The following is a 17,982-nucleotide window of genomic DNA, read 5'->3' on the forward strand; positions in this document are numbered from 1 at the left end:
TCCTTGCTCCTTCGTGGAAATGGCCTCAGTGGCCCGCCAGCTCACGCCGCGCCTCGGCAAAGGCGTCGGTGAGCATCCCGATCAGATCCAGCCCGGCATCCGCCTTGGCCTGGACCCGTGCCGATGGCAGCATGGGGAATGTCACCAACGACACCTCCCACAACTCCACCTCGGCAAGCAGCCTGCGCCCCTTGCCGTCCTTTTCCGCCCGCTTGGTGCGATAGCCGATGGACAACCCGTCTACCGCCCCCGCAGCGATCAGCGCCACAGCCTCGCGGCCTCGCGCGACCTCGGGCAGCAACCGCCCCGACACCCACAGGCCGCGGTCATCCTCGCGCACCTCGTCCCAGACGCCGATGGGCTGCGCGGGGTCATGCTGCCACAGCATCTTCACCGCGCCGCCCCCCGCCTTCAGACTGGCCAACGAGACCGCATAGGCGCCGGGCAGCACCATATCGCCCCCCTGGTCGGTTGCCCCGAACAGACTGGCATAGCCCGCGATCCGCTGGTCACTGTCCACCGACAGCCCCCGCTCGGGCCGATGGAACTTGCGCTCCAGGCCCCCGTCATCCCAACCCATGTTGCCTCCTATCTCAACGCCGCCTTCAGGATGGCCTCGGCGCCCTGCGCCAGCAGAAACGCCGCCACCCCGTAAACCCCCAGCCAAAGCCGCTTTTCCAGCCGCTCCAGCGCATCGTCGATCTGCCCAAGCCGCCGCTCCAGCGCCGCCCAGCGTTCCTCGGCGACCCGCTCATTCGCCTCGATCCGCGCCGCCGCCGCATCGAAACTGTCATACAGAAACCGCGACCCGCCCGACGATCGCCGCGCCGTCATGCCCCCTCCGGCATCGGCGGCAAGCCCAGCAGGGCGCGCTTTTCCGCCAGCGTCAGGAACTCTGCCCCCGCCACACGCGCCCATTGGGCATCGCGTTCGGTGGCCAGGGCGGGCACCTGATCCAGATCGGGGCGAATCTCCACCGCATCGCCGCCAAAGCCCGACAGCCAATGCGCCACCGCCGCTGTCACCTTTGCCGCCAGCGGCAGCACCGTCAGACGAAAGAACGCGCGGTTCGCCTCCTGGTAATTCGCATAGGTGGCATCGCCGGGGATCCCCAGCAGCATGGGCGGCACGCCAAAGGCAATGGCAATTTCCCGCGCCGCCGCCTCCTTGGTCTGATGGAACTCCATGTCGCTGGGGCTGAAGCCCATCGGCTTCCAGTCCAGCCCACCCTCCAGCAGCATGGGGCGCCCGGCATTGCGCGCGCCCATGTGATGCGTCTCCATCTCGGTCACCAGACGGTCATACTGATCCGCGCTCAGCGACCCCGCCCCGTCCATCCCCTTGTAGACGATCGCACCCGAAGGCCGCGCCGCATTGTCCAGCAGCGCCTTGGACCATCGGCTCGCGCTCGAATGCACATCCAGCGCCACCGCCGCCGCCTGCAAGGGCGAGAACCCATAATGGTCATCCTGCGGATGGAACGCCCGGATATGGCACACCGGCTGCACCTCGCCCGTCATGTCGAACCGATGCCTGCGCCCGCCCACCGTGTAATCATAGGCCACCGGCCAGCCATCCGGCCCCGGAACCAGCGCCATCCGGTCCGGCCGCAGCACATGCAGTTCCGCCACGCCCGCCGTGCCCGGCACCGCCTCCAGATAGGCATTGCCCGACAACAGCAGATGGCCATAGACCGCCTCCAGGAAATCCGCCCGCCCCTGCACCGGATTGGGCCGCCGCATCAGCTCCAGCACCGGATGCACCTCATAGCGCCGCACGCTGTCCTGCACGACCAGCGGCAAGGCCGCCGCGCTTTCCGCAATCAGCTTCACCGCCCGGAACGCCACCGGATTGCCCTGAAACCCGCTGCGCGTCAGCGATACCGTATCCCGCGGGCTCCAGGCCACACCGCCGCCCGTCGCCATCGCCACAACCCGCCCGGTGGCGCTGGCCTTGGCCTCCGGCACCGTCTGCGCCGCGCCGCGCCTTAGAAAATCGAACACCATTCGCCGCTCCTGTTGATCAGCCAGGGCAGGACCGGGCTCCGGCTTGCCACCACCGGACCCATCCGCATTCCCTGCTCCCTGTGTGGAAAAACCCGCACGATCCACCGCGCGCGCCAGAAACAGACAGCCCGACAGACGCCCGCGCCCCGGTCCGCCGATCGCCCGTTTCATCTTGCCGCAAATACCCCGCGGGGGGTCCGGGGGGCGCGACGCCCCCCGGCGCCAGCCGCCCCGCGCCTACAATCCCCGGACGCGGGGCCGGCCACCCGGCTCGACCATCAGCTCGGTCAGCGCCCAGACCAGCGCATCCACGCGGTCCGGGCTGCCCTTGCCCTGATAGCCCTGCACCGTCATGCGGCACATCTGGTCCTCCAGACCACCCAGCCCACGCACGTGCCGTACCCGCCCCTGTTCGTACAACGCCGCCACCGGCTCGGCCCGCGCCGCCTTGCCGCGCGTGGCGCGCACGGCCTTGACCGGCGCCATGCCATCCACCGACCGGATCACCCGCGCCACCAGATCGCCGCCCTGGTTCACCTCGGCCACGATCCGTTCCGCCCCATGGCGTTCCCGCGCCGCCACCGCCGCGCGGGCCCACTGGTCGGGGCTTGCCCCGGCCACCGTCGCGTCTTCCAGAACAAAGGCGCGCCACTCCTGCGGCGCGCCTTTCATTTCCACCCCGACGACCACGATCCCGCATTCGTCCGATCTGTTGGTCCCCGTCACCGGCGGATCCACAGCCACCACCACCCGGTCCAGCGGCGGCACGGCTTCGACCCGGCACCCCTCGATCCCGGCGCTGGTCCACAGCGCACCTTCGGCATCTTCCAGCAACACACCGTCCAGTTCCTGCCGCCCCAGCCGCGTGCCCTGATACCGGATCCGCACCTCCTCCAGGAAACTGGCCGCCAGATAGGCCCGGTTCGCCTCGGTCGGCGCATGGGTCTCCACCGTCGAGGGGTTCCGCAGGATCGTCTTCAGCACGGCCACATTCTGCGGTGTCGTCGTGACCACCTGGCGCGGATGCTGCCCCAGCCGCAGCGCGAACTGCAACATGTCCCAGGTCGCCTCGGCCTTCTTCCACTTGGCCAGCTCATCGACCCAGGCCGCATCGAACTGCGGCCCCCGCAGACTGTCCGGCTCATGCGCCGAATAGATCTCGGCCACCGCGCCGTTGGGCCACAGCAGCCGCCGCCGCCCGGCCTGCCATTCGGGGCGCCGGTCGGGGGGCGCACAGGCCATGATCCCGCTTTCGCCAAAGATCATCACCTCGCGCACCTGATCCAGCGTTTCGCCCACCAGCGCCACGCGCCGTGCCCGCCCCGCATCGCAGGGCCGCGCGCCTTCCACCTCGGCGCGCACCCACTCGGCGCCCGCGCGGGTCTTGCCCGCGCCGCGTCCGCCCATGATGACCCAGGTTTTCCAGGCCCCTTCGGGCGGCAACTGATGCGGCAGCGCCCAGAATTCGAACACCCAGGGCAACGCGGCCAGCGTCGCATCGCTCAGCCCTCCCAGAAAGCCGTCAATCTGGTCCGGCGTCGCGGAGGCAAGCCAGGCGGCGCCCGATCTCATCGCGCGCCGCGTCAAGGTCGAACTCCCGGCCGCCTGCCAACTCTCCGGCGTCTCGGCGAAGTTTCTCAACATTCTGTCTCTCCGTGACCAGCACCTTCAGGGCGCCGCTGACGTCTTTGGTATAGGTGGCCAACTCCCGCGCCGTCTGGGCCGAGGCTTCCGCTTGCGCCTCGTCCAGAAGCTTTCTCAGGATGGTGCTGGCCAGATCGAACAATTCCAGGGCCTCCGCGGCTTCATTCCGCGAAAGCCCGTCTTGCGGGACCGACGTGTGGATTGTCATGGTGCTCGTGAACCTGCTCTCATGCACCCGCACGAGCGGAAACGGAAAAGCGGCCGAGGGGTTTCCCCCAGGCCGCTGACCCACTTCTTCTAGCATGCACTCTTTCTACCAAAGAGCGTTCGCTATGTCAATCCACTTTCGCAATGGTTGTGCATCGCACCTCCCTCCCCCCTCGTGGGAGAGGGGGAATGGCTCGCGTAACAAATTGACTCTGCTATGACTTTACGCCAGCAACTGCGCCCAGACCGGCACATGATCCGACGGTTTGTCCCGCCCCCGTTCGGCCTTGTCGATCCCCACATCCTCCAGCAGATCCGCGGCCTGCGGGCTCAACAGCAGGTGGTCGATTCGAATCCCGTTGTTCCGGTCCCAGGCCCCGGCCTGATAGTCCCAGAACGAATAATGCCCCGGCCCCTGCACCTTCAGCCGGAACGCATCATAATAGCCCAGCGCCAGAATCCGGCGGAACGCCGCCCGGCTTTCGGGGCGGAACAGCGCGTCATCCACCCAGGCCTCGGGCTTGGCGGCATCTTCGGGCTGCGGGATCACGTTGTAATCGCCCGCCATCACGACGGGCTCCTCGCTGGTCAGCAACGCGGCGGCCCGTGCGTGCATCCGCTCCATCCACGCCAGCTTGTAATCGAACTTCGGCCCCGGCGCCGGGTTGCCGTTGGGCAGATACAACCCCGCCACCCGGACCGCGCGCGCCGCGCCGATCACCGTCGCCTCGATCCAGCGCGCCTGCTCGTCGGTCTCGTCTCCCGGCAATCCGCGCGCGACATCCTCCAGCGGCAACCGCGACAGGATGCCGACGCCGTTGAACCCCTTTTGCCCATGGGTTTCCACGCGGTAGCCCATGTCCTCGAAATGCGCGCGCGGGAATCCGCTGTCGACCGACTTGATCTCCTGCAACAGCACCACATCGGGCAGCGCCTCGGGCAGCCAACGGGTCAGCGCCTCGAACCTCGCCTTTATCCCGTTGATATTGAATGTATAAATCCGCATCCCGCCCCCTCGCGCATCGCTCAGGCCCCATGATTACCCCGCTGCGGGCCACAGGCCAAGCATGGTTTCGCCATTGTTTCGCCCAAGTCGCCAAATGCGCAACCAGCACCTGAGTTTGTTTCCACATTAGGGTTTCCGAATCCTGACGAACCTGAGTAAGACTCATCTGAACAGGGATTCTCCAAGGCTGCCGCACACCATGTTCACACGTCCGGCATCCTTGCCCAGGTTCAGGAATGGTCCACCGGGCACGTGCGCCCATGCCTTGCCCACTGGGGTCACGTCGACATGAAGCGTATCTCGGCTGTCGCCTGCCTTGCCCTCTCTGCCTGCGTCACCCCGCAGCCGACAGAGGTGCCGCAGCGTCGCGCCATCGCGGCCCAGGTCACGCCGAACATGAACGCCATCAGCACCTTCGCCCCGCAAGCGGTCGCGCGGGTCTCACGGTCGAATACCTCTGTTGCGGCGGATTTCCTCGATCTCAGCTTCCGCATGGAAAGCGGCCGCACAATTCCGGTTCTTTCCCGGTTCGAAACGCCCATCCGCGTCGCGCTTACCGGCAATGTCCCCGCGACGGCGGCGCGGGATGCCTCGGCGCTGCTCGGGCGTCTGCGCGCCGAAGCGGGGCTTGATATTGCGCTGGCCCAGGGCGATCAGGCGAATATCGTCGTACAGTTCCTGCCACGCGCAACCATGCAGGCCGCCGTTCCCAATGCCGCATGTTTCGTGGTGCCCCGCGTGACATCGTGGGACGAATTCCGCGCCGCGCGCGGAACCTCCCGCATCGACTGGACCACGCTGACGGTGCGCGATCGCGCGGCCATCTTCATTCCCTCCGACGTTGCCCCGCAAGAGGCCCGCGACTGTCTGCACGAAGAACTCGCCCAGGCGCTTGGTCCGCTGAACGACATGTATCATCTGTCGGATTCGGTGTTCAATGACGACAACTTCAACGCCGTGCTGACCGGCTTTGACATGCTGGTCCTGCGCACCACCTATGCGCGCGAGCTGCGCAGCGGGATGACACGGGCCGAGGTGGCCGCCCGCCTGCCGTCCATCCTGCCCCGGCTGAACCCCGCAGGGGGCGGCGTCAGTGCCGGCGCAGGCGTTCAAACCCCGCGCGACTGGATCTCTGCGGTGGAAACCGCGCTGGCGCCCCGCTCCTCCGACAGCGCCCGCCGCGCGGGCGCCCAACGCGCGCTGGCCATGGCACAGGCCCAGGGCTGGACCGACAACCGCCGCGCCTTTGCCCATTTCCTCATGGGCCGGCTCTCCATGGGCAGCCAGATCGAACAGGCGGTGATCCACTTTGCCGAAGCTGCCCGGTTCTATGCCGCGCTTCCCGGCGGTGCATTGCATCAGGCCCATGTCGATATGCAGATGGCCGCCTTTGCCCTGTCGTCCGGCCAGTATGACGAAGTTCTGCGCCTGACCCAGCGTGCAACCCCTGTCGTCACCCGCGAACAGAACGCCGCCGTTCTGGCCACGCTTCAGATGCTGCGGGCCGAGGCGCTGTCCGCCACCGGTCGCGGCGCCGAAGCGCAGGCCGCACGTCTCGACAGTCTGGGCTGGGCGCGCTATGGCTTCGGCTCCGAGGCGCAGGTGAAGGCGCGCCTGTCCGAGGTTTCCGCCCTCGCAGCGCGCCGCACCGCAAGCCGGTAACCAACCGACCACGCGGGGGATAGCATGATCATCTTGGCCGGGCTCCTGATCGGGGCCGTCTGGGGCGCGTCGTTGGCGCGCAAGCGCAAGGGCTCGCGTCTGGACATTGCACAATATGCCGTTGGCTTTGCCATTGCCTTTGGCATTCTGGGCCTGTTCGCCACCCTGATCATCGACCGCTTCATCTGACCGGCGGAGGCAGCCATGTTCCTGCCCTTCTTCGATGCACTGCGCCGCCAGGGGGTTCCGGTCTCGCTGCGGGAATACCTGGCCTTTCTGGAAGGTGTCGGCGCAGGGCTTGTCACCTATGATGTCGATGGCTTCTACTATCTCGCCCGCACCGCCATGGTAAAGGACGAGCGCCACATCGACCGTTTCGACCGCGCCTTCGCCGCCGCCTTTTCCGGGCTGGAGGCTGTATCGGTCCAACAGGTGCTCGAGGCGCTGGACCTGCCGCCCGAATGGCTGGAAAAACTGGCGGAAAAGCATCTGACGCCCGAAGAAATGGCCGAAATCCAGGCGCTTGGCGGCTTTGACAAGCTGATGGAAACCCTGCGCCAGCGGCTGGAGGAACAGCAGGGCCGCCATCAGGGTGGCAACAAATGGGTCGGCACGGCCGGCACCTCGCCCTTTGGCGCCTATGGCTACAACCCCGAAGGCGTGCGGATCGGCCAGAAAGAGGGGCGCCACGGCCGCGCGGTCAAGGTCTGGGACAAGCGCGAATTCCGCAACCTCGACGATCAGGTCGAACTGGGCACGCGCAACATCAAGGTGGCCATGAAGCGGCTGCGCAAATGGGCCCGCGACGGCGCGCATGAGGAACTCGATCTCGACGGCACGATCCGCGCCACCGCCGAACAGGGCTGGCTGGATGTGAAAACCCGACCCGAGCGGCGCAACGCCGTCAAGGTGCTGATGTTCTTTGACGTCGGCGGCAGCATGGATCCGCATATCAAGGTGGTCGAGGAACTGTTCTCTGCCGCCCGCGCCGAATTCAAGCATCTGGAATATTTCTACTTTCACAACTGCCTGTACGAAGGTGTCTGGCGCGACAACCGCCGCCGGTGGGAGGCCCAGACCCCCACCGCCGAGGTGCTGCGCACCTATGGCCCCGACTGGAAATGCATCTTTGTCGGCGACGCCACCATGTCCCCCTACGAGGTGATGCATCCCGGTGGCGCCAATGAACACTGGAACCCCGAGGCCGGGCAGGTCTGGCTGGAACGTGCGCGCCAGCAATGGCCGGGCAATCTGTGGATCAACCCCACGCCGGAACGGTTCTGGGACCATACCCAATCCATCCGGCTGATCCGCCAGATCTTCGAGGACCGCATGGTTCCCATGACGCTGGACGGGCTGACCCGCGGCATCAAGGATCTGGGCCGGTGACACCGCGCAGGCGCCGCCACCTGCTTCTGACAGGGGCTGTGCTGGCGGCGGTCGTCGCGGCGATGTTTCTCACACGGGCGCTGCTGATCCTGGCAGGCTGGGGCCCGGATCCCGCCCGCCCCGTCGAAGGCTGGATGACACCGCGCTATCTGGTACAGGTCTATGATCTGCCGCCGGACCGGCTGGCTGAAACGCTGGGGGTGGATCCGCATGGCGCAAGAGGCGAGCCCCTGGAACGTATTGCCGCCCGGCGCGGCATTCCGCTGCGCACCTTGATCGACCAGGTCGAATCCCTGCGGGGGGACGACTGACCATGGCGCTGTCTGACGACCTGATGGCCATGGTTCCGGTCTATGGCCCCGGCCTGATCGGCGCGATCACCTTTGCCTCCTGCGTCGCGCTGCCGGTCCCGGCCTCGCTGGCGATGCTGATCGGCGGCGCCTTTGCCGCAACCGGCGATCTGGACGCCGACGAAATCGCCGCAGCCGCGCTGGCAGGGGCCGTCGCGGGCGACCAGATCGGCTGGTGGCTGGGCCGCACCGGGGCGCCCTTGCTGATGCGGATGGCGGCAACGCCCGCGCGCCGCCGCCTGCTGGACCGCGCCCAGTCGCGGCTGAACCGGCACGCCCTGCCCACCGTCTACCTGTCGCGCTGGCTGTTCAGCCCGCTCGGGCCATGGGTCAACCTGGCCGCCGGGGCGGCAGGCATGAAATGGGCGCCCTTCACCCTTGCCTCGGTGACTGGCGAGACGACATGGGTCGCGCTCTATGTCGGGCTTGGCTGGGTCTTTGCCTCTCAGGTGGACCGGCTGGGCGGGCTGGTGGCGGATCTGTCGGGCTTCGCCGCCGCGGCGGTGGTCGCGGCGCTGCTGGCGCGCGCAGTCTGGCGCAAACGCCGCGGCCGCCCCTAATCCGTCTCGCGGCCCGTCGCCTGCGCCAACCACGCCTGCATCGCCGCCCAGGCCCCCAGGTTCGCCTCGGCATTGGCGGCGGCAGTGCCCCCGTTGGTTGTCAGCACCCCCGACACGGGATGAACCGACGAAATCCGCGTCGTCGGCACATGGGGGAACAGGATGGAATGGCCCGCCTCGGGCCAGTTCTTCCAGACCACCGGATGCGGATGCCCCGCCGCTGTCAGGCTGGCCTGAACCATCAGCGCATATAGATCCGACGGCCAAGCCCCGTCATCCCCGCCCGAAATCAGCAGCACCGGCCCCCGGATGCGTTCCACCGGGATCCGGGCGCGCGCGCAGGCCTGCGGATCGCCCAGCGCCGTGACCATCGCCTTGCTGTTGCGCCGCGGCGGCGCCCCCTCGTCATAGGGTGCCCAACTGGCCGCGCGATTGTCATTCCAGATATGCACCAGCGGCACATCGTTCAGCAGCCACGACGGCCCGTCGCGCCCATGCGCCGGATCCGCCGCCGCCTGCCCGCCATGCACAAAGGCACTTGGCACCCAGCCGGCCACCGCCGACACCTTGTCGGGATAGGTCGCGCCCAGCAGCAACGCCAGTTCGCCCCCGCGCGACTGACCGCTGACAGCGACAAAGCCATCCTTGGGCTGCACCCTGGCGCGCAGCCAGTCCAGCGCGTCGGCAAAATACTCAAGCCGCGTGTTGGAGATATGGCGCTGCACCCCCGCATAGCCGAAATAGGCCAGCGTCATGGCATGATAGCCCTTGGCCGCCATCAGCGCGGCCCGCGGCTCGTTCACCCCGCCGTTCGATCCGTTGAGGAACATCACCGCAGGGAACGGCCCCGCGCCCGGCGGGCGATACAGCACGCCGACGATCCCGCCTTCGGAGATCTCTTCGCGCACCACGCCCGGCGCCAGCAGGCGCTGCACCAGGTCGGCCCGCGCCTCTGCACCGTCGGCCGACACCGTCAGCCGCGTCACCAGCGGCTCTGCGGTCGAGGCGTTGAATTGCGCATGGTCCCTGGCCCCGCCGGTCGGACTGACCTGCGACCAGATCAGCCCCATGTCCGAGACCCCCGCATAATCGCCGCCCACCGGCGCATCGCGGCCCAAATCCACCGCTCCCACCGCATCGGCCCGGAACACCGCCCGGCTGAGCCAGGGGTGGCCCGACCGGGACGTTTCCGTCCCGATCGTCACCAGCGCCCCCGGCTTTGCGCCGGATACGGTGATCCGCCGCGGCACGTCGATCAGGGCGTCGACCGGATCGACGCGCAGCGACAGGTTGGTCATGCGCCGTTACTCCGAACTAACCTGCATCGGCACCGAACGGTCCGAGGTCCAGGGAACCACTTTCAGGCCAGGGCGGCTGGCCCAGATGTTCTTGTAGTGGAACAGCGGGATGATCCCGACCTCGGCGCTCACCACCTTGACGGCATCGCGGATGATCGCCTCGCGTTTGGCATCGTCGAATTCCGAGGTCGCGGCCTCCAGCAGCCGGTCATGCTCGGCAGAGCTGTAGCGGCCCCAGTTCGATGCGCCCAGGCCCTTTTCCTTACTGACCGTGCCAAGGATCGTGGTCATGGCATAGGTGCCTTCGCCCGTGCCATTGCCCCAGGCAATCGTCGCCATGGCATATTCATTGGCATTCGCCCGCCCCGAATAGACCGAGAAGGGGACAACCTCGACCTGGGTTTCCACGCCCACGCGGGTCCAGAACTGGGCGATGGCCTGCGCGGCCTCCGGGGCCATCGGATAGCGTTCCCCCGGCACATGCATGGTCAGCTTGAAGCCGTCGGGATAGCCGGCCTCGGCCAGCAGCGCCTTGGCCCGGTCGGGATCAAAGGCGATGGGGCCGGTCTCGGGATCATATCCGAAGGTGCCTTCGGGCATCCACTGGCTGGCCACCGTGGCGCCGCCCCGCAACACGCGGTCGGCGATCAGGTCGCGGTTGATGGCAATGTTCAGCGCCTCGCGCACCCGCTGATCCAGCAAGGGGTTCACCTCCAGCGGCTTGCCGGACTTGTCGGTGATGAATTCGCTGGGTTCCGGGTTGAAGCTGGGTTGCAACAGCAGCGCCCGCAGGCCCGGATAGTCGTGCACCGTCACGGCATCGTTGTCGCGCAACGATTGCAGATCCGACAGCGAGACCTTGTCGATCACATCCACATCGCCTGCCAGCAAGGCCGCCGTCCGGGCCGCCGGATTGGCGATATAGCGGAAGGTCACGCGCTGCCATTCCGGCTTGTCGCCCCAGAAATCCTCGTTGCGCGTCATCACCACGCGATCGCCGGGCACATAGCTTTCCAGCTTGTAGGGCCCCTGGCTGACCATGGCCTTGCCGCTGTTGTAATCCTCGGTCGTTGCAGTGGCCCCGACATGCTTGCTGACAACGTAAACCGTGGACAGGTTGGTCGGCAGCAGCGGGTTGGGCACGTTCGTGCGGATGATGACGGTCTTGGGATCCTTGGCCTCGACCGACTCGACCGTGCGCACGAAGCCGCGGAAGCTCGCCACCGAACCGGGCACGTCGCGCACACGCTCATAGCTGAAGGCGATGTCGTCCGCCGTCACCGGCGTGCCATCGGTCCAGTTGGCGGTGTCGCGGATCTTGAACTCCCAGGTCTGGGGGTCGATCAGGGTCCAGCTTTCGGCCAGCCAAGGCACCAGGCCGCCGGTATCCTTGGGGGTCAGCGCGGCCCAGAACATCTGTCCCGCGTTATGATCCCCGGCATGGTTGTTCAACTGTGGATCAAGCGACGAGATCGGATCCGTATAGCCAAAGCGCAAGTCCTGCGCCGATGCGGCCGAGGCGATCAGCGCGGCGGCCAGCGCCGTCGAGATGGCAAGATGTTTCATCAAAGGCTCCCTTGTTGGCGTGTTGATTGGTCGTTGATGTCGTTCAGATGGCAGGCGCTGCGATGCCCTGCACCGATCTGCGCCAGTGCCGGGCGTTCGACGCGGCAGCGATCGAAGGCATGGGGACAGCGCGGATGAAAATGGCAGCCCTTGGGCGGGTCGATGGGGCTGGGGATCTCGCCCTTGATCGTCACCCAGGTCTTGCGGCGCTGGTTCAGGTCGGGCAACTCGCCCAGCAGGGCGCGGGTATAGGGATGATTGGCCGCGCCAGAGAATTGCAGCGCCGGAATATCCTCGACGATGCGGCCCAGATACATGATGACCACGCGGTCGCAGATGTGCTGCACCGCCCGCAGATCATGGCTGATGAACAGATAGGTCAGATTAAGTTCATCGCGCAGATCCATGAAAAGGTTCAGAATCTGCGCCTGGATCGACACATCCAGCGCCGCGATGGATTCGTCGCAGACCAGAAAACGCGGGGCCAGCGCCAGCGCGCGGGCAATGTTGATACGCTGACGCTGCCCGCCGGAAAACTGATGCGGAAAGCGTGACCGCACCGCCGGATCCAGCCCCACCCGCGCCAGTTGCGCGCTGACATAGCTGTCAAATCCGGCCTTGTCGGTCATGCCATGGACCAGCGGCGCCTCGCCCACCGCCTGATCCACACGCAGGCGCGGGTTCAGACTGGCCTGCGGATCCTGAAAGATCATCTGCACATCGCGGTGCACCGCCTTGTCGCGCGCCGCATCGCGGCCATAGACGCGCACCGTGCCGTCACTGGGTGTCATCAGCCCCGCCGCGATCCGGCCCAGCGTCGACTTGCCCGACCCGGATTCGCCCACCAGCCCGACAACCTCGCCGGGCGCGATGGTCAGATCGACCCCGTCCAGCGCATGGACCACCGGCTTTTGCGGTATCAGACCCAGCCGCACCGCGACCGAGCGTTTTTGTTCGCCAAAGCGTTTCGACACCCCGCGCAGGTCGAGAACGGGTTGATCGGCAGCACTCATGGCAAGGTCTCCTCGATGGCCGAGGCCGGGCCGGACAGCGGATGGAAACAGCGCACCCGCTGCGGCATGGCGGGGCCCAGCGTGGGCTGGCGCTGGCAATCGGCCGTTGCATGGGCACAGCGCGGGGCAAAGGCGCAGCCGGGCGGCGGGGCATACATGTTCGGCGCCGTTCCGGGGATCTGCTGCAACCGCGCGCCATGCGGCGCCTGCCCCGGTAAGCTGGCGATCAGCCCGGCGGTATAGGGATGGCGCGGCGCATCCAGCACCGGATCGACCGGCCCGATCTCGACAATCCGGCCCGCATACATCACCGCGATTTCATCCGCGATGCCCGCCACCACCGACAGGTCATGCGTGATCCAGATCATCGCCATGCCGGTCTGGCGCACCAGTTCCTGCACCTCGACAAGGATCTGCGCCTGGATCGACACATCCAGCGCGGTGGTCGGCTCGTCCGCAATGATCACGTCGGGACGGTTCAGCATGGCAATGGCAATCGCCACCCGCTGGCGCATTCCGCCCGACAACTGGTGCGGATAGGCATCCAGCCGACTTTCGGGGCTGGGAATGCCCGTCGCGGCCAGCGCATCACGGGCACGGGCGCGGGCGGTCGCGGTATCCACCCGCTCATGCGCCTGGATCGCCTCGATCATCTGGACACCGATGCGCAGCACCGGGTTCAGCGTCATCATCGGGTCCTGGAACACCATGGCGATGCGGTTGCCCTGCAACTGGCGCATCTGGCGGCGCGACAACCTGGCCAGATCCTGCCCCTTGTACAGGATCTGCCCGGCATGGATGCGCCCCGGCGGGTCGATCAACCCCATGATGGAAAACCCCGTCACCGACTTGCCGGACCCCGATTCCCCGACCAGCCCCAGCGTCTTGCCTGCGGACAGGGTAAAGGACACATCCTCGACCGCCCGCAACTCGCGCCCGCCCTGACGGAACCGGGTGCACAGGTTGCGAACCTCCAGCAGCGGCGCGCTCATGTCAGGGCCCTCGGGTCGAACACCTCGCGCAGACGGTCGGCGATCAGGTTGATGGAAACGATGGCGAACAGCAGCGTCAGGCCGGGAAAGAAGCTGATCCAGTAATCGCCCGACAGCATGTACTGGAACCCGTTCGACACCAGCAGGCCCAGCGAGGGCTGCGTCACCGGAACGCCCAGCCCCAGAAAGCTCAGCGTCGCCTCCAGCGTGATCGCGCGGGCAATCTGAAGCGTGCCGATCACGATCAGCGGCGGCAGGCAGTTGGGCAGGATATGGCGGATCAGGATGCGCCCCGCGCCCAACCCCAGCCCGCGCGCCGCCTCGACATAATCGCGCTGGCTCTCGACCAGCGCCTGGCCACGGGCGGAACGGGCGTAATAGGCCCATTCCATCAGCACCAGCACCAGCACCACATTGCCGACACCCCGGCCAAAGGCGGCCAGCATCAGCAGCGCGACCAGGATCGAGGGCAGCGCCATGACCAGATCCACGATCCGCATCAGCAGCGCATCGACCGACCCGCCCGCATAGGCCGCAATCAGGCCCAGCAGCGTGCCGACCGCCCCCGCGATCACGGCAGAACCGATGCCCACCGTCAGGCTGGTGCGCAGACCATACAGGATGGCCGAAAACAGATCGCGCCCCTGCCCGTCCGTCCCCAGCGCATAGATCATGTCACCGGCGAAATTGTCGGATCCCGGTGGCAGGCGCGCATCCATCACGTCGATCTGCATCAGATCATAGGGATTCTGCGGCGCGATCCATGGCGCAAACACCGCCAGAACCACGAACCCCAGCGCCATCACCAGCCCCAGAACGGCCAACGGCGAGCGGAAATAGGCACGCAGCTTGTCGGCCAGCGGCGATTGCGGCGGGGCTTCGGTCGTCGTCAGCGTCATTGCGGCGCCCCCCCGATACGGACCCGCGGATCAAGCACGCGGTAAAGGATATCGACGATCAGGTTGATCGTGACGAACAGCATGACGATCACCAGCAGATAGGCGACCACCACAGGCCGATCGAGCGCATTGATGCTGTCCAGGATCAGCTTGCCCGCACCGGGCCAGGCAAAGATGCTCTCGGTCACGACGGCAAAGGCGATGGTTGATCCCAGTTCCAGCCCCAGCACCGTGACCAGCGGGATCATGGTGTTGCGCAGGATATGCATCCGCACGATGCGCATGGGCGACAGGCCCTTGGCGCGGGCGAACTTGACGTAATCCAGCGCCACCACCTCGCGCACGCCGGACCGGGTCAGGCGGATGACCATCGAGACCTTGAACAGCGACAGGTTGATCGCAGGCAACACAAGGTGGCGTATCCCGTCCCATGTCAGGAATGACCATTCCGCGCCCAGAACCCGCACCGTCTCGCCCCGTCCGCTGGCAGGCAACAGGCCCATCTGCACGCTGAACACCATGATCAGCAGCAGGCCGACCCAGAAGGTGGGCAGCGAAAATCCCAGAATGGACCCGGTGGTGATCAACCGCGCCAGCGGGTTGTTCGGCTTCAACCCGGCGAACAGGCCCAGCGGAACGCCGATCACCACGGCAATGGTCAACGCGGCAAAGGCCAGTTCCAGCGTGGCGGGCAAGCGTTGCAGGATCAGCGTCACCGCAGGGGTGTTATAGACGAAGCTGCGCCCCATCTCGCCTTGCAACGCACTGACGAGAAAGCGGAAATACTGCACCCATATCGGCTGGTCCAGGCCAAGGTCGCGGATCAGCCGTTCGCGGTCTTCCAGCGTGCTTTCCTGCGACAGCAGCACATCGACCGGGCTGCCGACGAAATGCATGCCGACAAAGACGATGACCGACATGGCCAGCACGACCAGCACCGCCTGAAGGATCCGGCGCAGAAGCCAGACGCCCATGGTCATGCCGTCACCTCCTGCGGATGAGGGGCCGGGGTCCATTCGTCACCGAACACTTCGGGGATGCTGTGCTCCATCATCCGGCGATAGTGATGGTCGATGTCCTCGCGCCAGAGCGATCCGGCAATGCCACGGGCCAGCCGCCGCGCGCCTTCGGAGATGGCGGGAATATCGCCCGAGATGTTGCCTTGCGACATGACCGCCGGATAGCAGAAGCAATGCACCTGCCCGATCCCGGCCGCCTCGGCCCCCGGACGCGGCTGGAATTCGAACGCGGGGCCCAGATCGGGCAATCCCAACAGCCCCGCCGGATCCGCCTCTGGCACAGGCTGGATCCGGTCGCGCCACAGCCGGGCATCGCGGGCGATGCGGGCCAGAAACGGGCGTGCGGCCCAGTCCACCTTGAACCCGGTGGCAAAGACCACGAAATCCACCCGATAGGGGCCTTTGGTCGTGTCCAGCACCACCTCTGCCCCCTCCATCCGGGCGCCGGTCACGGCGCAGCCGAGGTGGAAATGTGCCGTCTCGTGACGCGAGACCCGCAACACGCTCAGGCGCGGCGGCGGCACCTGCGCCTCGGCCAGCGAGGTCTGGATGCGCCATTTCCAGTCATCGGCCAGATCGCGCATTCCGTAGACAGAGCCGGGATTGCCCATCGCCATGCCACGGTTGACGCGCGGAATATCCGCACGGCGGATCAACAGATCAACCCGCGCCGCCCCTGCCTCCAGCGCCGTGCCCGCGCTGTCCATGGCCGAGGCCCCGGCGCCGATCACCGCCACGCGCTTGCCGTGCAGCGCCGCATAATCGTTGCGGTCCGACGAATGCGCCCAGACCTCGCGCGGCAACGCCGCCACCAGGGGCGGCAGCGATGGCCCGCCCAGACCGTCGCGCCCGGTCGCCACCACCACACGGCGCGCGCGGCGCAGCAGGCGGCCTTCGGGGCCGATCATCTCCAACTCGACATGATCGGCCATCGGGCGGATGTCGGTCACGCGGTGATCGTTGCGCAGATCCAGCCCCAGAACCTCGCGGTACCAGCGCAGATAGTCCATCCATTGCAGGCGCGGGATCTTGTCCAGCCGCTCCCATTCGGCGGCGCCGAACTGCGCCTCGAACCAGGCGCGGAAGGTCAGCGACGGAATGCCCAGCGCCGGCCCGGTGAGGGTTTTGGGCGACCGCAGCGTTTCCATCCGTGCCGTCGTGGCCCATGGCCCCTCGTATCCCTTGGGGCGTTCGTCAAAGGCGGTCACGCGCAGCCCCATATGGCCCAGCACCGCCGTCACGGTCAGCCCGGCCATGCCCCCGCCGATCACGGCCACATCCAGCAGGGTTTCGCCCTCGTGGACCACATCGGGCACCCATCGGGCGGCAGGCAGCGTCAGGCAGGCCAGATCGCGCGCAACGCAGGCGTTCAACTCGGCCAGCGAGTTGGGGGTGGCGGTCATGGGGTTTCCTCCAAAAGGGCCATGCGGGCAACGATCTCGTGATGCGCTTCGGGCGGGCTGGTGACAAAACCGGGCACGCGGGCCTCGGCCTCGGCCTGCAAGGCGGCGATCAGGGCGGCGCTGCGGTCGCAGGGCTGGCCGGGGTTGGGCGTGACGACGCCGACATGATAGGGAATCGAGGTCTCCAGCGGCAAAAGCCGCACATCGGGCACCGGCGTTCCCGCAGAGGACAGCGGTTCGATCACGCTGATCCCGCAGCCCGCCCGCACAAAGGCCAGCACGTTCATGGTCGAATTGGTCTGGATGCTGGCGCGGGCCACCCCCGCCTGCGCCAGCGCGCGGCGGATGCGGCTGGGCAGGCCACGGGGGTTGCCAAGACCAACCATCGTCCGCTGGCGCAACGCCGCCAGCGCGACCGGCCCGGTCTGTTGCGCCAGGGGATCATCCTCGCGCACCGCCAGCACACAGGGCGCCGCGCCCATCCACCGGATCGTCAGATCGCGATGTTCCAGCGGCAGGCTGCTGGCGCCGATATCGGCATTGCCTTCGCAGACCTCGCTGCGCACCCGTTCGGGGCTGGTCGTTTCAATGACCATTTCGCCGCGGGTTTCGGGATCCAGCCGCTGGCAGGCATGGGGCAGCAGGCCAAAGGCCAGCGACGACACCGCCGCCACGCGCAGCGGCTTTTGCGGGCTTTCCCCCAACGAGCGGGCGCGCACCATCACATCGGCCACAGAGGACAGCGCGCGTTCCACATCATCGCGCAGCAACATGCCCACGCGGGTCAGCACCAGCCGCTGGCCCACCCGTTCGAACAGCGGCTGATCCAGTTCGCGTTCCAGATCCTGGATCATCCGGCTGACCGAAGGCTGCGAGGTATTCAGATGCCGCGCCGCCGCCGTGACGCTGCCCAGCGTGGCGACCACCAGATACGCCTCCAGCGCCTTCAGATTCCGCATGATGCGCCC

19 protein-coding genes are annotated in these 17,982 nt (G+C 67.0%); 5 read left to right on the forward strand and 14 right to left on the reverse strand.

The window, feature by feature from the left end; genetic code table 11:
• Nucleotides 1-25 precede the first annotated feature (25 nt).
• The 6 genes from BW970_RS05000 to xth form a co-directional block, all read right to left on the reverse strand.
• Nucleotides 26-580 carry an HK97 family phage prohead protease gene (locus tag BW970_RS05000; protein ID WP_076529330.1) on the reverse strand — a complete coding sequence of 185 codons (555 nt, stop codon included), beginning with the start codon at nucleotides 578-580 and terminating at the stop codon, nucleotides 26-28.
• Between the two features lie 8 nt (nucleotides 581-588).
• Complete coding sequence (locus BW970_RS05005; RefSeq protein WP_076529331.1) at nucleotides 589-834, reverse strand: GTA head formation protein, RCAP_rcc01685 family; 246 nt, start codon at nucleotides 832-834, stop codon at nucleotides 589-591.
• Nucleotides 831-2,006, reverse strand: a complete 1,176-nt coding sequence (locus BW970_RS05010) for a phage portal protein (protein ID WP_076529332.1) — start codon at nucleotides 2,004-2,006, stop codon at nucleotides 831-833. Before BW970_RS05010 ends, BW970_RS05005 begins: the two co-directional genes overlap by 4 nt.
• A gap of 237 nt (nucleotides 2,007-2,243) precedes the next feature.
• Nucleotides 2,244-3,578 (reverse strand): DNA-packaging protein, encoded by a 1,335-nt coding sequence (locus tag BW970_RS05015; protein ID WP_083701140.1) that lies wholly within the window; start codon nucleotides 3,576-3,578, stop codon nucleotides 2,244-2,246.
• Nucleotides 3,529-3,954 (reverse strand): hypothetical protein, encoded by a 426-nt coding sequence (locus BW970_RS05020; protein ID WP_083701141.1) that lies wholly within the window; start codon nucleotides 3,952-3,954, stop codon nucleotides 3,529-3,531. The genes BW970_RS05015 and BW970_RS05020 overlap by 50 nt, the downstream gene beginning before the upstream one ends.
• A gap of 126 nt (nucleotides 3,955-4,080) precedes the next feature.
• Nucleotides 4,081-4,863 carry an exodeoxyribonuclease III gene (xth, locus tag BW970_RS05025; RefSeq protein ID WP_076529333.1) on the reverse strand — a complete coding sequence of 261 codons (783 nt, stop codon included), beginning with the start codon at nucleotides 4,861-4,863 and terminating at the stop codon, nucleotides 4,081-4,083.
• Between the two features lie 288 nt (nucleotides 4,864-5,151).
• Here xth and BW970_RS05030 point away from each other — a divergent pair, with 288 nt between their 5' ends.
• The 5 genes from BW970_RS05030 to BW970_RS21225 are packed head-to-tail and all read left to right on the forward strand — an operon-like array spanning nucleotide 5,152 to nucleotide 8,824.
• On the forward strand, nucleotides 5,152-6,525 hold the full coding sequence (locus BW970_RS05030; RefSeq protein WP_076529334.1) for a DUF2927 domain-containing protein: 1,374 nt from the start codon (nucleotides 5,152-5,154) through the stop codon (nucleotides 6,523-6,525).
• Between the two features lie 24 nt (nucleotides 6,526-6,549).
• A complete protein-coding gene (locus BW970_RS20910; protein WP_188475544.1) occupies nucleotides 6,550-6,714 on the forward strand; it encodes a hypothetical protein in 165 nt (54 codons plus the stop codon).
• A 15-nt stretch (nucleotides 6,715-6,729) separates the two neighbouring features.
• Nucleotides 6,730-7,914 carry a vWA domain-containing protein gene (locus BW970_RS05035; protein WP_076529335.1) on the forward strand — a complete coding sequence of 395 codons (1,185 nt, stop codon included), beginning with the start codon at nucleotides 6,730-6,732 and terminating at the stop codon, nucleotides 7,912-7,914.
• Nucleotides 7,911-8,225, forward strand: a complete 315-nt coding sequence (locus tag BW970_RS05040) for a hypothetical protein (protein WP_076529336.1) — start codon at nucleotides 7,911-7,913, stop codon at nucleotides 8,223-8,225. Before BW970_RS05035 ends, BW970_RS05040 begins: the two co-directional genes overlap by 4 nt.
• Before the next feature lie 2 nt (nucleotides 8,226-8,227).
• Nucleotides 8,228-8,824, forward strand: coding sequence for a DedA family protein (locus BW970_RS21225; RefSeq protein WP_076529337.1), 597 nt, complete (start codon nucleotides 8,228-8,230; stop codon nucleotides 8,822-8,824).
• Here BW970_RS21225 and BW970_RS05050 read toward each other — a convergent pair.
• Genes BW970_RS05050 through BW970_RS05085 form a run of 8 tightly spaced genes read right to left on the reverse strand, consistent with a single transcriptional unit; the run spans nucleotide 8,821 to nucleotide 17,973 of the window.
• Complete coding sequence (locus BW970_RS05050) at nucleotides 8,821-10,122, reverse strand: acyl-CoA thioesterase/bile acid-CoA:amino acid N-acyltransferase family protein (RefSeq protein ID WP_076529338.1); 1,302 nt, start codon at nucleotides 10,120-10,122, stop codon at nucleotides 8,821-8,823. The two genes, BW970_RS21225 and BW970_RS05050, sit on opposite strands and share 4 nt — an antisense overlap.
• 6 nt (nucleotides 10,123-10,128) lie before the next feature.
• Nucleotides 10,129-11,688 carry an ABC transporter substrate-binding protein gene (locus BW970_RS05055; RefSeq protein WP_076529339.1) on the reverse strand — a complete coding sequence of 520 codons (1,560 nt, stop codon included), beginning with the start codon at nucleotides 11,686-11,688 and terminating at the stop codon, nucleotides 10,129-10,131.
• A complete protein-coding gene (locus tag BW970_RS05060; protein WP_076529340.1) occupies nucleotides 11,688-12,701 on the reverse strand; it encodes an ABC transporter ATP-binding protein in 1,014 nt (337 codons plus the stop codon). The genes BW970_RS05055 and BW970_RS05060 overlap by 1 nt, the downstream gene beginning before the upstream one ends.
• Nucleotides 12,698-13,693, reverse strand: a complete 996-nt coding sequence (locus tag BW970_RS05065; protein ID WP_076529341.1) for an ABC transporter ATP-binding protein — start codon at nucleotides 13,691-13,693, stop codon at nucleotides 12,698-12,700. The genes BW970_RS05060 and BW970_RS05065 overlap by 4 nt, the downstream gene beginning before the upstream one ends.
• Entirely contained in the window at nucleotides 13,690-14,592 is a 903-nt protein-coding gene (locus BW970_RS05070) for an ABC transporter permease (RefSeq protein ID WP_076529342.1), read from the reverse strand. The genes BW970_RS05065 and BW970_RS05070 overlap by 4 nt, the downstream gene beginning before the upstream one ends.
• On the reverse strand, nucleotides 14,589-15,572 hold the full coding sequence (locus BW970_RS05075) for an ABC transporter permease (RefSeq protein WP_308469320.1): 984 nt from the start codon (nucleotides 15,570-15,572) through the stop codon (nucleotides 14,589-14,591). Before BW970_RS05075 ends, BW970_RS05070 begins: the two co-directional genes overlap by 4 nt.
• Nucleotides 15,569-17,014 (reverse strand): FAD-dependent oxidoreductase, encoded by a 1,446-nt coding sequence (locus BW970_RS05080; RefSeq protein ID WP_076529343.1) that lies wholly within the window; start codon nucleotides 17,012-17,014, stop codon nucleotides 15,569-15,571. The genes BW970_RS05075 and BW970_RS05080 overlap by 4 nt, the downstream gene beginning before the upstream one ends.
• Nucleotides 17,011-17,973 (reverse strand): LysR family transcriptional regulator, encoded by a 963-nt coding sequence (locus tag BW970_RS05085; protein WP_076529344.1) that lies wholly within the window; start codon nucleotides 17,971-17,973, stop codon nucleotides 17,011-17,013. Before BW970_RS05085 ends, BW970_RS05080 begins: the two co-directional genes overlap by 4 nt.
• Between the last annotated feature and the right edge of the window lie 9 nt (nucleotides 17,974-17,982).

This window comes from Gemmobacter megaterium, assembly GCF_900156815.1.
GTDB lineage: Bacteria > Pseudomonadota > Alphaproteobacteria > Rhodobacterales > Rhodobacteraceae > Wagnerdoeblera > Wagnerdoeblera megaterium.